Here is a 15,943-nt window from a genome sequence, read left to right on the forward strand (position 1 = left end):
CCTACAAATTCAAAGTGGCTCTCGTGAGAGCGATATCGGTATGTGCAAAATAATCTGGTCAGGCAGTAATTGTAAAGTATCCCGTTGTTGCGCAGTGGATGTAAATACGGGCCTGTAAACGGCAGGCAATATACACATATCTTGGTTAAAGCCAAAGCGAAAAATCCACGCTGAATGTTTTAGCCCAGATCACGCTGGCTAGACACCTGAATCAATAAATGCTGACAAGCAGAGATAAATTTATATTTTTGCGGCCGCAAGGAAATGCGTCTGCATACAAAAAACAGGATCATGCAATGAACACAATGATGAAGGGGCTCACCTATACCGAGCACGGTACGACGGCCTGGAACAATTATCTGAAACAGCTGGATAAAGTGGCTCCTTATCTGGGTGAACTCAGCGAAAGACTGGATATGTTGCGACGCCCGAAACGAAGCCTGATTATGGATATTCCGGTGATTATGGATGATGGCAACGTTCAGCATTTTGAAGGTTATCGGGTTCAGCATAATTTGACCCGCGGTCCGGGCAAGGGCGGTGTACGCTTCCATCCTGATGTCAATCTAGATGAAGTGATGGCGCTGTCTGCATGGATGACGATTAAATGTGCGGCGCTGAATTTACCTTTTGGTGGTGCCAAAGGCGGGGTACGGGTTGATCCAAGCCAGTTATCCAAGCGTGAACTGGAACGATTGACACGACGTTATACCGCAGAAATCAATTTGGTTATTGGGCCGCAAAAAGATATTCCGGCACCGGATGTGGGGACAAATCCGCAAATCATGGCCTGGATGATGGACACCTTTTCCATGAATGCCGGTTCTACCATTACCGGTGTGGTGACCGGGAAACCCGTGCATCTTGGCGGTTCTTTAGGCCGCAGTAAAGCTACGGGACGTGGCGTGTATATTAGCGGACGTGAAGTGGCTCAGCAAATTGACCTGGATTTAAAGGATGCCCGGGTGTGTGTGCAGGGGTATGGTAATGTCGGTAGCGAAGCCGCCTTGCTGTTTCATGAAAATGGCAGCAAAGTGATTTGTGTACAGGATCACTCCGCAACCCTATATCAGGAACAAGGAATTGATATCCCCAAGTTAATGGAATATTCAAACACCCATCACAAGATTCAGGGGTTTGCTGCAAGCGACGAAATCGCGGCGGCAAAATTCTGGCAAATTCCCGCAGAAGTATTTATTCCGGCGGCACTGGAAGGGGTGATTGATGTGCAGGTTGCCCAAACCATTCAAGCTAAGATCATTTTGGAAGGGGCCAATGGTCCGACCCTCACTGAAGCGGATGAAATCCTGAGTCAACGTCAAATCACGGTTGTACCAGACGTGATCTGCAATGCCGGTGGCGTGACTGTCAGCTATTTCGAATGGGTACAAGACCTTGCCAGCTATTTCTGGACAGAAGAAGAAATCAATCAGCGTATGGATGTAATCATGAAAAATGCCGTGCATGACGTTTGGCTCAAAGCCATGCAGGCCGGATGTTCTTTACGTACCGCAGCTTATATTTTGGCATGTGAACGGATTTTGATGGCTCGCCAAGAGCGCGGCATCTATCCAGGTTAAGGGTAGGGTCTCTTGCAGGATGCAATATTTGACCCGGCATAAGTTTGGATATTTAACGCCTTTGCTGATTCCAGTTAGTCAGAAATTTTGCTTATGCCAGCGATCTGGTTTTGAAGATTATTATTTCTTTTTTGGGGCTTCTATGATGTCGCAACGTTTTTTAGTGAAACCATTTTCGTTCTGTGCGCTTGTCGCCAGTACCATTACGATATCTGCCACCGTGCAGGCAGATACGCTCTCTTGGGGAGATGCCGATACCGATTTAGGCAAACTGACCGTATCGGGATGGCTACGAGCGAATTATCAGGATAAGGATTATTCAGACAGTGACCATAAATTAAAGTTTAATGCGGCGAAACTCAGCCTGAAATATGATGCCAAGTCATTGTTCGGCGATGTGGAATACCGTTGCTATCAAAATGATACCCTGTGTGATTTTTCAACCTTGGTGAATGCCAACCTGGGCTATAAGCTGAATGATGACAGCCGCATCACCCTGGGTCTGCAAGATATGCCTTTTGGTATTGGCCGCTTCTGGAGCAGCAGCTGGTACGGCAGTTCAATGGACAATGCCGGACTGGAAGATGTGCATAATCTGGGTATTAACTGGCAGCAGCAGCTCGGTACAAATACCAAAGTCAATGTGGCTTATTTTGTGCGTGATGGGGGAAGTTTTGCCGGCACTGGTGACGATGCGGCGCGTTATGCGGCCAATTATGTCAAGCCGGAAGATGCTAGCACCGATGACGTTGAAGAAAAAAACATGTGGGTTGCACGCATCAATCAGCAGATTCTGCTGCAGGACAGCCCGGTTAAGCTGAATGTCGGCGGCTCTTACTGGTATTCAGATTTGGAAAATAACCGCAATGGTCAAACCGGGCATCGCAATGCATGGAATGTGTTTGGTCGCTTAAACTACCAGAATGCAAACCTGACCCTGACTGCCGGACAGAATCGCGCAGATACCCAGACTGTAGAGAATCCAGATTATGCCACGGTAGGTTCTTTTGAATCGAAGTATCATGTGGCCAATAAAGCCAATTATTATGTGGCGAATCTGGATTATCAAATGACTGATTTTTACAAAGATTACGATCTGACGCCTTATGTCAGCTATACCGTCTTTGACAAAGAGAAGTCCGGTTTTGCCACATCTACACGCAATATTTTGGGTGCTCAGCTGGATGTTAAGCAGTTTTCGCTGGCAGCCGAATATATCACCGGTAAAAATGATGTATTCATTGGTGGTGATGCTGGTTCTTTGGCGCAAGGAGATGCAGCAGGCCATAGCCGGCTGCTGAATTTACTGTTTATGTATAATTTTTAAATTTTTGCTCTTAGTTATCAAAATGGCACCTTTTAAAAAAAGGTGCCATTTTTTATGGTGTAATTTCAAGCTTATGATTTGTATATAATTATCCTGTTTTTTGATTTTTAAAATCTTCGGGGTGGGGTGAATTGGCTCTGTCTATCTGATTCAAAGTGGCTCTCGTATCAGGCCGATAAAAGCGCAAAATGAGGAAGATCAATCAGTCATTTGCATATCATCAAGCACATGATATGGATGCCAAAATTTTACAATGTATGAATCAAGAATGAGGATACAAAATGGACAGTAAACACTCTGCACTGAATGCACGTAAACAGCAAGCGACGCCTCGTGGTGTTGGTGTCATGTGTCAATGGTACGCGGAGAAAGCAGAGAACTCGACAATTTGGGATGCCGAAGGCAATCAATATATCGATTTCGCAGGTGGTATTGCGGTACTGAATACCGGTCATCGTCACCCTAAAATTATTGCTGCTGTTACTGAACAATTAACAAAATTTACCCATACCGCCTATCAGGTTGTACCTTACGAAAGTTATGTCTCTCTTGCTGAGCGCATCAATGAGCGTGCACCGATTGATGGCCCTGCAAAAACCTCATTCTTTTCTACCGGCGCTGAAGCAGTAGAAAATGCAGTTAAAATTGCCCGTGCCTATACTGGCCGTCACGGCATTGTGACTTTTGGTAACGGTTTCCATGGCCGTTCATTCATGACCATGGCAATGACGGGTAAGACTGCCCCTTACAAACGTGACTTTGGGGTAATGCCAGCGGGTGTTTTCCATGCACGCTATCCGGTAGAGTCAAAAGGCATTACTGTGGACGATGCCATCCAAAGCATTGAAGACATTTTTGCTGAAGATGTGGCTGCACATGATGTGGCGGCAATTGTACTCGAGCCTGTGCAAGGTGAAGGCGGTTTTAATGTTGTACCGGCAGAATTTTTAAAGCGTTTACGTGCATTGTGTGATCAGCATGGTATTTTGATGATTGCAGATGAAGTGCAAACAGGTTTTGCTCGTACCGGTAAACTGTTTGCCATGAATCACTACGAAACCAAAGCAGACCTGATCACGATGGCAAAAAGCCTGGGCGGTGGTTTCCCGATCTCTGGCGTGGTTGGTCGTACTGAAGTTATGGATGCACCGAATCCTGGCGGTTTAGGCGGTACTTATGCAGGCAGTCCGATTGCCGTTGCTGCAGCACATGCAGTTATTGATGTGATTGAAGGTGAAGGTCTGTGTGAACGCGCCAATGTATTAGGTGCAGAGTTAGTTGAGGTTCTAAATGAACTGAAACAGTCTTCTTCTATTGTCAAAGATATTCGTGCCTTAGGTTCAATGGTTGCTGTTGAGTTGGAAACGGCTGATCAAGCCAAAGCGATTCAAAACTATGCCATGCAAAATGGCCTGCTGATTTTAACCTGCGGTCGTTATGGTAATGTAATTCGTTTCTTATATCCTTTAACGATTCCTGCAGAGCAATTCCGTGCTGGCTTAAACATTTTAAAACAAGGTTTTGCACTTTCTGCTGCAGCATAATTGAAGAGTAATGACTATGCTTCAAGCGCAATATAAAGATTTATTACAGCATCCAGATATTCATTTTGATCAGCCTGAAACAGGTGATTACATCGAAGTAAAAGATGCGGCAACACATGACACGCTGGCATGGGTGAAATCCCATGACCGTGCGTCGGTAGAACAAGCAATTGCTCGTTCACAGACGGCACAGACGGCATGGAAAGCACAAACAGCATTACAACGCGCTGATGTGCTGTGGGCCTGGTTTAATTTGATGCAGGAAAATAAAGAGTCATTGGCTCAGATTTTGACTGCTGAACAAGGCAAACCTTTAGCTGAAGCGCGCGGTGAAATTGCTTATGCTGCCTCGTTCATCCGCTGGTTTGCTGAACAGGCACGCCGTATTGACGGTGAAGTGCTGACACCAACGCTGCCGAATCAGCGTTTGCTGGTCATCAAACAGGCGATTGGGGTCACCGCTGCAATTACGCCGTGGAATTTCCCTGCAGCCATGATTACCCGTAAGGCTGCCCCTGCAATTGCTGCCGGCTGTTCTATGCTGGTTAAACCGGCCGAGCAAACGCCATTAACAGCCTATGCTCTGGAAGTGCTGGCTTTGCAGGCAGGTTTACCACAAGATGTATTGCTGCACATTAGTGGCGATGCCATTGAAGTGGGCAAAACCTTGTGCGAAAGCGACACGGTGAAAAAGCTGAGCTTTACCGGTTCGACTCAAGTTGGCCGCATTCTCATGCAGCAATGTGCGCCAACCATCAAAAAACTGTCACTCGAGCTGGGTGGCAATGCGCCAGTACTGGTTTTTGATGATGCCAATCTGGAGCAGGCGGTTCAGGGCATTATGGTCAGCAAGTTCCGTAATAGCGGTCAAACCTGTGTCTGTGCCAACCGTATTTATGTGCAAGATGGCATTTATGATGCGCTGGCTGAGAAATTGACTGCAGCTGTGACCAATTTAAAAGTGGGTGATGGCCGTCAAGACGGTTCCACTCAAGGCCCGTTAATTGATGAAGATGCAATTGCCAAAGTGCAGTCGCATATTGCAGATGCCGCGAGCAAAGGTGCGCAGATTAAAATTGGTGGCCAGCGTTCAAGTCTAGGGGGCACTTTCTTTGAGCCTACCGTGCTGACTGAAGTAACCCAGGACATGAAAGTGGCTAAAGAAGAAACTTTTGGTCCATTGGCTCCGTTATTCCGCTTCCACACGGAAGAAGAAGCGGTGGCGATGGCAAATGATACCGAGTTTGGCCTGGCTACCTATATATTCACACAGAGTACAGCGCGTCAATGGCGTATGGGTGAAGCATTGGAATATGGCATGGTCGGAATTAATACCGGTGCCATTTCTAATGAAGTTGCGCCATTTGGTGGTGTGAAGCAATCTGGTTTAGGACGTGAAGGTTCTAAATTCGGTATTGATGAATATCTCGAAATGAAATATCTGTGTGTAGATTTATCTTCATAATAAATGCTCCATCAACCAGTTAAAAATCAGCCCTGCCCATTCAGGGCTGATTTTTAATTAACTGTTTTTTATACAATAAAAATAGTTTAAATTTAACTCACACAGCAGTTAAAAAATATTTTTAAGCAACAAAATTTATCTATAGCAAGAACAGGAATTGATTTTCTGCCAAACATCTTTATTGGCTAAAATGCTTCTGATCCTAGCCAAAATTCCAGACACACTTCACCATTTTTTATCGTTTTTAAAATTCGGATTTTCCTAGTTAGGGATTTAGCTTAATTCATAAAGAGCAAATCGAAAAAGGATATAAAAAACAGTAAATATGGCAATAAAAAATTTACATTAATAATAGTAATGATTATTATTTGCGTCATTATTAATATTTGTGTAAGGGGATTAAAAATGCGACTATCTCAATTTAGTCTGTGTTTTCTTAGTGTCGCTATTTCTTCACAACTGTACGCAGAAGAGTTTGGTCCTGCATCGAAGGAGCCTGAAGGTTCAGATCAAACAATAAAGCTTTCTCCTATTGTGGTCACAGCAACCCGTACCCCTAAAACGATTGCTGAAGTTGCAGGAACTGTACAGACTATTCAAGGTAAAGAAATTGCTCAACAGGCTGGAGCGAGCCGAAAAGTCGCAGATGTTTTAGCGCAGCTGGTACCTTCATTGGCCCCAAGCAGCGGGACCAGCAGTAATTACGGTCAGACCATGCGTGGGCGGAATGTACTGGTGATGATTGACGGAGTTTCACAGACCGGTTCGCGCGATGTGGCGCGTCAGCTCAACAGCATCAGTCCGAATATGATTGATCATATCGAGGTGGTTTCAGGTGCGACCAGTATTTATGGTTCAGGTGCGACGGGCGGGATTATTAATATTATTACCAAACGTGCGGACAAATCTAAACCGGTCAGCTTTCAGACCAAGTTAGGCCTGACATCGGCTGATAATTTCCGTCGTGACAGTTTAGCTTATCAAGTGGGGCAGACTGCTTCATTTAGTCATGACAAGATGGACGGTTTTTTAGGGGTAGATTTTACCAGTCGGGGTTCGCAGTTTGATGGTAACGGCGACCGTATCTCGTTAAGCCCTTGGCAGGGCAGCACGATGGATACCGATACGCTTGATGTGAATGGTCGTTTAAACTTTAATTTAACCGATAAGCAAAGCTTAAGTTTTGGTGCACAATACTATCATGATGAACAGGATACCGAATATGGTCCTGACTATTCTTATCTGCAAACCGGGACACAGCCTTCTTATAAAGCCATTAAAGGGTGGAGTTTAGATCAACAACCCTTTACAGAACGCTATGCGTTTAATACCCAGTATCAAAACCAGGATTTCCTGGGACAAATTTTGAATGTTGAAGCGTATTACCGTAATGAAAAAGCGCGTTTTGTACCGTATGGTTATTCCAAAGATGGCGTGAATGTAAAGCAAAGCCAATCCAATGTGGACTATGCAGGAATTCGCTCTACTGTTCAATCTGACCTGCAGGTGGCCGAGCGAGATTTAAAGCTGACCTATGGTCTGGACTATGACTGGGAAAAAGACCATCAGTGGGCTGATTTCTATACGCCAAGTCACAATGGCCTGGTCTATACCCCGACAGGTGAAAAACAAGGTTCTGGACCGGATACAGAAATCCAGAATATTGGCACATTTGTACAAGGGGATTATGCACTGACGGATCGTCTAAATGTTCAGGCTGGTGTGCGCTATCAGTACGTTCAGGCAGACACTGACAGTTATTTAACTGCACGCAATCCGATTACTTTAATGGCGGCTGACTCTACCGATGCTGACAAGTTCCTGTTCAATTTAGGTGCAGTCTATGAGTTAACAGACTCGCAGCAAGTTTATGCCAACTTCTCACAAGGTTATAGTTATCCCGATGTACAACGGGTGCTGCGTGATGTAGCCGCCTATACCTTAACGACGTCAGGTATTGCACCGATCACGGTCAATAGCTATGAATTGGGTTGGCGCTTAAATCAGGACGACGGCCTCAACTTGGGTCTAACGGGTTTCTATAACACTTCCGATAAAGTTGTACAGTTCAACGCTGACCGTTCAGTAAATGTGGTAGATACCGATCAACGCATTTATGGAGCAGAAGCGACTGTAAGCTACCCATTTATGGAAAACTATAAGGTCGGTGGTACCTTGGGTTATACGCGGGGACAGTATAAAGATGCCGCAGATCACTGGCATGAACTGAATGCCTTTGCTGTTTCCCCGGTGAAAGGCACTCTGTTTGCTGAATGGAATAATGATGAAGGCTATGGTGTGCGTGCGCAAATGCAAGCCATTAAAGGCACAGACGAAGCCTACAAAGATGACCAGGCATTAAAAGCCGCGGGTTTAACTGATGGTAATAGTGCAGCAGAGATTAAAGGCTATACCACTATGGATGTCTTGGCCCGTTTCCCTGTAGCGAAAGGCCGTGTCGATTTTGGTGTCTATAATGTCTGGGACAAGCAGTATAAAAATGTATTTGCACAGCAAGCAGCCGTAACCAATGGCAACTCCCTGTTGGCCATCCCTGCTGAGGGTCGTACTTTTGGCCTGAGCTATACCATTAATTATTAATACTCACCCAAGAAGTATCTGTCGCCGTACAGATACTTCCTCATTTCCTGATATGTGATGAAAGATAAGGTCAATGGATAAACAGAAACCGGAATGGTTATCTATTCAAGAAATTTTTTATATCTGCTTGGCCGCTTATGGCTATAGCCTATGGATCTCTTGGGTTTTACCGGATTATTTGCCCTTTGCAAAAGCTGAAAATATCTATTTATCCGCTCTTCTAAGTTTTATTTTTCTCATTTTTTATATTGTTTTAGTTCCTTGTAATCCCTCTAAATTATGGCAAAAGAGAATCAATTATCTTAGTTATATTTTACTGCTGGGCTATTGGATCATAAGGAAACTGGGAGAACATTAAATGCAATTTCGCCAGGTACAGGCAACTTTACACAGCTGGTTCGGTATCGTTGTATTGTGGTCAGTTTTCCTGATTTTTTTTACCGGGTCTATTGCCTATTTCAGAACTGAAATCAATCTCTGGTCTAAACCAGAAAATTTTTTATATCTAAAAGCACCTCCCAGTTCCCTTGAGTCGGCCCAGGTTGCCTATGATTATTTAAATACCCATGCGCCCGATGCAAAAAGATGGCGAGTGAATCTTGCCACTTCCCGAATGCCTTTTAACACTTTGGAATGGCAAGACCAAGCCAGTAAGTACCATAAACTTCAAGACCCGAATACAGGCTTAATTTTAACAGAGGGTCGGGAAAGTCTGGGGGGCGACTTCTTTTTTAAATTACATTACAGTCTTTATCCTTTGCCTGATGTCGTGGGTAGAACGCTTGTGGTGATTGTAGGGGTTCTATTTCTCATCGCATTAATCACCGGGATATTTACCCATAAAAAAATAATTAAAGATTTTTTTGTATTCCGGAGTTTCAAGGGACAGCGTACCTTATTGGATTTACATCATATTACCGGTGTAGTGACCCTGCCTTTTTATCTGATTATGGCCTTTACCGGTGTCATGATTTTCTTCTATCTGCTCATGCCTATGGGTATTAATCAACAATATGGCCAGAATGGAATAAAAAAGTTTTATAGTGAAATACAATATAGCAATGTTCCAAAACCGGCAGAAGATTCAGGTATTCAATTAAAAGAATTCTCCGTATTTTCTCGTCAATTACCTCAGCAGGGGAGTAATGGGGCTGTTCTGGAAAAAATTGAAGTCAAAAACCCAAATACTGCAGAAGCGTTAATTACTTTTAATTATGGATATAACAAATTAATTACTTTCAATAATCCGCAATTTATTTTTGCAGCAAATACCGGACAGAATCTGAATTCCGAAAGAAATCTGCATCCTGTCGCTCAAATAAGCTCAGCAACTTATGGTATTCATTTAGGATATTACGCCAGTCAATGGATGAGGGGGATACTAGCGAGTTTAGGTCTCGTCGGTTGCATCATGCTGGTCGCAGGGGCTTTATTGTGGCAAAAGAAACGTATTAAACAACAACATACCTTAAGTTATAATGTGGTTGCTTACCTTAACTATTTCACTTTTCTGGGCTTGCCATTTGCGACAGCCATGTATTTTTTGGCTAACCGGATTTTAACGGCCAGTCTTGAACAGCGGATTCAGTATGAGTTAGGCATATTTTTTATCAGCTGGGTGGGTATTGTATTCATTGCGATGCTGGTTAAAATGCAAAAAGCCATAGTTTTGGCCTTTATCTTCACTGCTGTTATTTTATGGATGACAGTATTCAGCCCGATCGTCTTGGCTCCTCAAACATTCTTCTTTAATACCTTGCGGCATCAGCAATGGTCTGTAGCAGGAGTTGATCTTGTATTGATGCTCATCGCCATGGGATATATATTTGCCTGTTTTTATTTCAAGAAAATAAAGCTTCGTGAGGTGGCCAAATGAGCCTGGCTGCAATATTGTGGGCAATTGTTGCAATGATGCAGCTGTGTATGACCACTCAAAGTGGAATGAAAAAACTTGGGTATCCTTTTTTAAGCTTTCATTACTCTCAACCTTTGTTAAAAATATACTCAGTGATTTTTCTGGCACTGTCTTTATATCTGAACTGTCTGGATAACGGTTTTTCAGTGGGAATAATGACTTGGATTTTCCTAGTCATAACTTTAGCATTTTTTATACATATTTTATTTTTTCATAAATTTAGAGAATATTTCTTTATTCTGTGGATGTCCTCTGTTCTTTTAGCTCTATCTTATTCAATGTATAAATTTATTTAGTAAAGAGATGGCAGTCCAGAATACAAATTAAAAAAGGGTCTGTAAGTTTTTCTTAAAGGAAAGAGTGAATTTTCCACTAATTCACTATCCATTTAACATAATGGTTGTTATATGAAATGCACCTGTTATTCACCAATTAAAATGTCTATGTGATAAACCATTTGAAATGTCCTGTTTTTAACCACAAGAGTCAAGCACAGGATTTAACTTTCTTTGTTCAATAACAGCTTTCTGAGCTTTACGACTCGGCATACTTTTCTTGAGACGGGAACGTTTATTCTGTTTCTCCAACTCTTCATGTTGTTGCTGGATATGCGCCAGAACTGAGCCTAATCTTTTATTCTCAACCACTTCATTCTGCTGTAGTCCAGCCAGTTTATTGAAGACGCTATAGTTGATCTTCCGTCCTTCATGCATGAGGGCCACAGTGCCATCCGGGTACTCCAGAAATGAAATGTATTGCCCAACAAGCTTATGATTCAGCTCTGTCGGTTCAAGCAGATAAATACACTTGTCATAGGTGATGGTTAGGTTCTTCGTGACCTTACGCGGTTCCTGCCAAGTGAATATATCCTCCAGCTCAGCATCAGATTCCGTTAAAGATCGATGTAAATTCTTCGAGTTTCTCGCACACTTGGCAAACTTCTGATTGAAGTGCTCAATGAAGCAGGGTAGCCATGCATTGGCTTCGGCAATTGAACTGATGCCTTCCAGACGCATCTCCTTGATCAAACGGTCTTGAAGGGTTCTATTCGCGCGTTCTACGCGACCTTTAGCCTGTGGTGAGTTGGCAAAGATAATATCAATATTTAACTCGTTCAGAATCCGCCCAAATTGCGTGATCTGGCTGTCTTTCCTGGATTTCTGATTAACTCTGAATACCGAATGTTTGTCGCTATAAAAGGCCAGAGGTTTGCCGTATTGTTCAATGTAGGCTCGGGTTGAAAGCATATAGTCGAAGGTGGTTTCCGCCTCACAGAAGCGTAGATGCAACAGCTTTCCAGTGGCATCATCGATATACACCAATAAACAGCACTTAGCAGCGCGTCCTTCGAACCAGTCATGATATGAGCCATCAATCTGGATCAGCTCACCGAAGCAATCCCGGTTATAACGTGGCTGATATGGACGTTTAAGGCGCTTGGATCGCGGAATCCAGAGGTCATTGGCCATCATCCAGCGCCGAACCGTTTCTACCGGGATATTCAGGTCAAATATGCTGCTGAGCTTCTCATGCGCCAAGGTAGGTCCAAAAGCCAGCAGATGTTCAGAAATAATGGAAAGCCATTTTGATTTTAATAACTCATCATGGCGATGATGGCCAGGTTGACCACGACTGGCATGTGCCAGACCTGAAACACCGTCTTGATTGAGTTTCTGCAATAACCGGGTAATTTGACGAGTGGAAAGATTCAGGATTTCAGCAGCACGGACCTGGGTAATACGATGATCTCGAACGTCTTGCAGAACTGCAAGACGTTGAATTTCCTTGTCAGATATAGTGATCAACATCTCTAATTTATATCCAGTCCATGATGGTAAAAACCATCATAAACTAGACATTTTTATTGGTGAGAATATAGACACTTTAAATGGTTTCTAACACTCTCATTTCGTGTAAGCTCTATTATGTTAAATGGGAGGATTAGATCCATCCTCCAGTAATAAAATCTCCTGAATCATATCCAATAGAGTACCCAACCTTTCTTTGTGGGTAAGCGGTTTTATAATGATTCATTGACGCTTGTGCCAGTTTAAGTGCATAAGCTAAGAACAAAGGATATTCAGCATAATTATCCAGCTCTGTTTCATATGCTAAATCTTCAATAGATCGTAAAATTTCAGAGCTAAAAGCGCCTTGCTCAGGATAGTATGTTCTAGCTTCAGACATCCAATCTAAGTTATCTTCTTCTGCAATGTATTGATCTGATACTGCAAAATATAGATATCCATTATCAGAAAGACCAAACCAAAACCCTTGCTCAATAAAGGGAGAAGCCTCTTTTTCTAAAGAGTCAATTACGTGGGCTGCTAAACTTTTAACTTCTGTTGTGTAATCTAATTCTTTGAATAGGTCCCAACTTTTGTTTGGCTGCATTTCATGACAATGATTGATGATCGTTGTCATGAAATTATCAATATCTAGATCATTTTTATGAAGATCAATTTCTTTAAAGATTTTTACGAAGTCAAATGACATAAATAGCCTACATTTTTCTAAAATTTAAATAAATAAGAAACGTTTAGATTCCCTAAAATTAACATACTGCACGTTATACAAAATTTAAAAAATGAGATTATCCTTATGATAATTAAGGAAATTTAAAAATTTCGTATAATCGCCATTATGTTAAATAGCGGTGAATATTTTATTTCGATCTATATCTTATGTTATTCAGTATACTTATAAACACTAATGTGATTATCACGATAATTAAATAATGAAGACTAACGGCAAAAGTAGAAATGTATGGATGTGCGAAAGTAGTTAAGTAGATCCATGTATCGCCCCTACGCCATTCTTTATATGGTGGAAGAGGCTCATCATTAACTAAAAACCAACTTAGGCTGATCAGTCCTAAAGTAAAACAGAAAAATACAATGCCAAGCCAGCCATTGAGAGACTGCTGATTCTTATTCAATGTTGCATAATGCTGACGTATTTGTCTTATCTGTGTAGCAGGCAGTGGGTATCTTAAGTAATTAATAAAAATAAGCCCAATCATGAAAAAACTACATATTGCAAAATAGTCATTTAAAAATTTATGTTGGCTTGAAATTGAAGCGGCAATTGTGTGTGGGAATAAACCATGAAATGAGAAATCAAAACTGACTATGACCAATGCGATTACAAGGGGGACGAGATAAAAATAATATAGTGGTGCTATAACATCCAGATAATAGAAATAGGCTGATTTTTTTCTCATCATTTTATCGATTTGGTTTAAGTTTCTCTAAAATTAACATAATACACCTTATACGAAATGCGTTATAATTCCGCTTACAAATCAAAGCTGTAGTTCCTTTTTTGCCCAACCTCCCCAAGGTGGGCTTTTTTTTATGATTTTTCACGTTCCACGCTTATTATTTAATCAAAGTTTCAAGACTTTATTCATATGGGTTAAACAATCGTGGTTAATCATAGGGTCTAAAAAAACGGCTCCAAAAGCCTCTTTTCTCAGGCTCTGGTTCAATGTGTTTAGGCACCAGAATGCGCTTATTTTCTTTTTGATCTGAAGTTGGTGTGGAATGAACCTGAGTTGGCTTCATTTTAATTAGGGTAAGTAATGTATCAATACGAGAATTTGCTTTAGCTTCGCGATCTTCTGCTTTTTCTAACTGTTTCTTTAGAAAATCGATCTGATTCTTTAGTTCAATAACTGTATTGTCGGTGTATTCAGGTGTATTTATAGTTTGTGTTGGAGACGTATCAGTGTGTTTTGAGTGTTTTCCACTAAAAGGTTCACCATAAACGCGGAGTAACTCAGAGAAGTCGATAGAGCCATCATGATCACGACTTAATACCCCATTTTTTATATCTTTATAAAGTATAGCACGAGATTTTTTATACAGTGTGGCTGCATCACTAACACTGTATTTTGTACTTGTTTTCATGGTGTATTACTGTGTATTTACGATACGTATTGGAGAATACAATAAGTGTATTCTCCAATACACTCAAGGTTTGAAGCCTAAGTTTCTTAGATTTGGTAAAAATTGCTTTTGTTGTATTGGATCTCTGAGCATTTCTTTGATTTTGACAGCGAGAGATTCATAAATTTCACCTCCTACAGCTAAATTAGAAAATTCAGGTAATCGAGACAGCTTGTTACCAAACATGTAAGCTTGCTGTAAAATTTTTATCAAGAGTTTGAACCGTACCGGGTTTGTCGGAGAGTCAATATTCTGAATGAGAAGCACTGCTTCGCAAGGTTCGATGACAAAATTAAAATATACCCCTGAAATCAGAGAAAGAGCGGTTCAATTATTGATTGAATCTGAAAAAGATTATCCATCGAATTGGGCTGCAATCACAGCAATTGCGCCTAAGATTGGTTGTACTCCTGAAACACTTCGTGCCTGGCATCAAAAGCATTTAGATCAGCAAAATCCTATTAAAGTACAACAGATATCTGATCAAGAAAAAATGAAGCAAATGGAACGTGAAATTAAAGAATTAAAGCGTGCCAATGAAATTCTACGTAAAGCAGCCGCTTTTTTCGCCCAGGCGGAGCTCGACCGCCCACACAAATAATGGTGGATTTCATCCATAACAATAAAGATCGATATGGTGTTGATGCGATTTGTAGGATTTTACCGATCGTAGCCTCTATCTATTATCGAACCCTAGATCGTTGATGAAAAGCATCGCTTTGCAAGGGAACATCGAGCAAAACGAGATCTACATGATGAGCATCATGCTGAACAAATTAAACGAATTTGGAAAGAAAGTTCAGGTCGATATGGTGTGCGTAAGGTCTGGCAACAATTGAAACGTGAAGGTTATGTTGTCGCACGTTGTACAGTTGCTCGATTGATGCAGAAGCTAGGTATACAAGGTGTTTGGCGTGGTAAGAATAAACAAACCACCCGTAGCCGAGATGACCAAAAACGAGCACCTGACTTGGTGAAACGGAATTTTAGAGCTGATCAGCCTAATCACTTGTGGGTTGCTGACTTTACCTATATTCAAACAAATTCAGGCTGGGTCTATACCGCCTTTATTATTGATGTCTTCTCACGAGCAATTGTTGGATGGAAAGTATCTACACGGATGAATACAGATATGGTGCTCGATGCACTTGAGCAAGCATTGCACGATCGAGGCATGCCAAAGAATGTGATTCATCATTCCGATAGAGGTGTTCAATATCTTTCTATTCGCTATACCAATCGTTTAGAAGCTGCAAATTTACGAGCATCAATCGGTACAACGGGGACTCATACGATAATGCTTTGGCTGAAACGGTGAATGGCTTATACAAAACAGAGATGATTGAATATTTAAAAGCAGATTGGCAAGGTTTAGCAGATGTACAACTTGCGACATTAAATTGGGTAGATTGGTTTAATAAAAAGCATGTACACAGTGCACTGGGTTATGTATCGCCTTTTGAGTTTGAAGCAATGTACTATGATAAGATTAACCCGTTAGGTCAGGTGGCCTAACTTAAATAAAAAAAATCTCCGACAAACCCGGTACGGTTCAACCATC

General features: G+C 41.8%; 12 protein-coding genes, 1 pseudogene and 1 other annotated feature. Of the genes and pseudogenes, 9 read left to right on the forward strand and 4 right to left on the reverse strand.

Annotated features, from left to right (window positions below; all coding sequences use genetic code 11):
* Nucleotides 1-308 precede the first annotated feature (308 nt).
* The 8 genes from ACEWB7_RS00360 (at nt 309) to ACEWB7_RS00395 (ending at nt 10,728) form a co-directional block, all read left to right on the forward strand.
* Nucleotides 309-1,580, forward strand: coding sequence for a Glu/Leu/Phe/Val family dehydrogenase (locus ACEWB7_RS00360; protein WP_411580353.1), 1,272 nt, complete (start codon nt 309-311; stop codon nt 1,578-1,580).
* 142 nt (nt 1,581-1,722) lie between these two features.
* Nucleotides 1,723-2,907, forward strand: coding sequence for a hypothetical protein (locus ACEWB7_RS00365; protein ID WP_411580320.1), 1,185 nt, complete (start codon nt 1,723-1,725; stop codon nt 2,905-2,907).
* 281 nt (nt 2,908-3,188) lie between these two features.
* On the forward strand, nt 3,189-4,451 hold the full coding sequence (gene gabT / locus ACEWB7_RS00370; RefSeq protein WP_411580321.1) for a 4-aminobutyrate--2-oxoglutarate transaminase: 1,263 nt from the start codon (nt 3,189-3,191) through the stop codon (nt 4,449-4,451).
* 16 nt (nt 4,452-4,467) lie between these two features.
* On the forward strand, nt 4,468-5,916 hold the full coding sequence (locus ACEWB7_RS00375; RefSeq protein ID WP_411580354.1) for an NAD-dependent succinate-semialdehyde dehydrogenase: 1,449 nt from the start codon (nt 4,468-4,470) through the stop codon (nt 5,914-5,916).
* 405 nt (nt 5,917-6,321) lie between these two features.
* Complete coding sequence (locus tag ACEWB7_RS00380) at nt 6,322-8,517, forward strand: TonB-dependent receptor (RefSeq protein WP_411580322.1); 2,196 nt, start codon at nt 6,322-6,324, stop codon at nt 8,515-8,517.
* A gap of 73 nt (nt 8,518-8,590) precedes the next feature.
* Nucleotides 8,591-8,875, forward strand: a complete 285-nt coding sequence (locus tag ACEWB7_RS00385; protein ID WP_375726193.1) for a hypothetical protein — start codon at nt 8,591-8,593, stop codon at nt 8,873-8,875.
* Complete coding sequence (locus tag ACEWB7_RS00390) at nt 8,876-10,393, forward strand: PepSY-associated TM helix domain-containing protein (RefSeq protein ID WP_411580323.1); 1,518 nt, start codon at nt 8,876-8,878, stop codon at nt 10,391-10,393. It begins immediately after the preceding gene.
* Nucleotides 10,390-10,728 carry a hypothetical protein gene (locus tag ACEWB7_RS00395; protein ID WP_411580324.1) on the forward strand — a complete coding sequence of 113 codons (339 nt, stop codon included), beginning with the start codon at nt 10,390-10,392 and terminating at the stop codon, nt 10,726-10,728. The genes ACEWB7_RS00390 and ACEWB7_RS00395 overlap by 4 nt, the downstream gene beginning before the upstream one ends.
* Before the next feature lie 177 nt (nt 10,729-10,905).
* On the opposite strand, the gene ACEWB7_RS00400 is transcribed toward ACEWB7_RS00395, so the two are convergent.
* The 4 genes from ACEWB7_RS00400 to ACEWB7_RS00415 all read right to left on the reverse strand — a co-directional run bounded on the left by ACEWB7_RS00400 (nt 10,906) and on the right by ACEWB7_RS00415 (nt 14,568).
* On the reverse strand, nt 10,906-12,240 hold the full coding sequence (locus tag ACEWB7_RS00400; RefSeq protein WP_411580325.1) for an ISNCY family transposase: 1,335 nt from the start codon (nt 12,238-12,240) through the stop codon (nt 10,906-10,908).
* 133 nt (nt 12,241-12,373) lie between these two features.
* The gene (locus tag ACEWB7_RS00405; RefSeq protein WP_411580326.1) at nt 12,374-12,928 is read right to left on the reverse strand and encodes a hypothetical protein; all 555 of its coding nucleotides are present in this window, start codon (nt 12,926-12,928) and stop codon (nt 12,374-12,376) included.
* 935 nt (nt 12,929-13,863) lie between these two features.
* Nucleotides 13,864-14,343 (reverse strand): plasmid replication DNA-binding protein, encoded by a 480-nt coding sequence (locus tag ACEWB7_RS00410; RefSeq protein ID WP_159124592.1) that lies wholly within the window; start codon nt 14,341-14,343, stop codon nt 13,864-13,866.
* Between the two features lie 63 nt (nt 14,344-14,406).
* Complete coding sequence (locus tag ACEWB7_RS00415; protein ID WP_411580358.1) at nt 14,407-14,568, reverse strand: hypothetical protein; 162 nt, start codon at nt 14,566-14,568, stop codon at nt 14,407-14,409.
* Between the two features lie 97 nt (nt 14,569-14,665).
* On the opposite strand from ACEWB7_RS00415, the pseudogene ACEWB7_RS00420 reads away from it, so the two are divergent.
* A pseudogene (locus ACEWB7_RS00420) lies at nt 14,666-15,897 on the forward strand (IS3 family transposase).
* Nucleotides 14,941-15,058, forward strand: a sequence feature (AL1L pseudoknot). Its footprint overlaps the pseudogene before it by 118 nt.
* Nucleotides 15,898-15,943 lie beyond the last annotated feature (46 nt).

Source organism: Acinetobacter sp. NIOH-H-8, assembly GCF_046635365.1.
Classification (GTDB): domain Bacteria; phylum Pseudomonadota; class Gammaproteobacteria; order Pseudomonadales; family Moraxellaceae; genus Acinetobacter.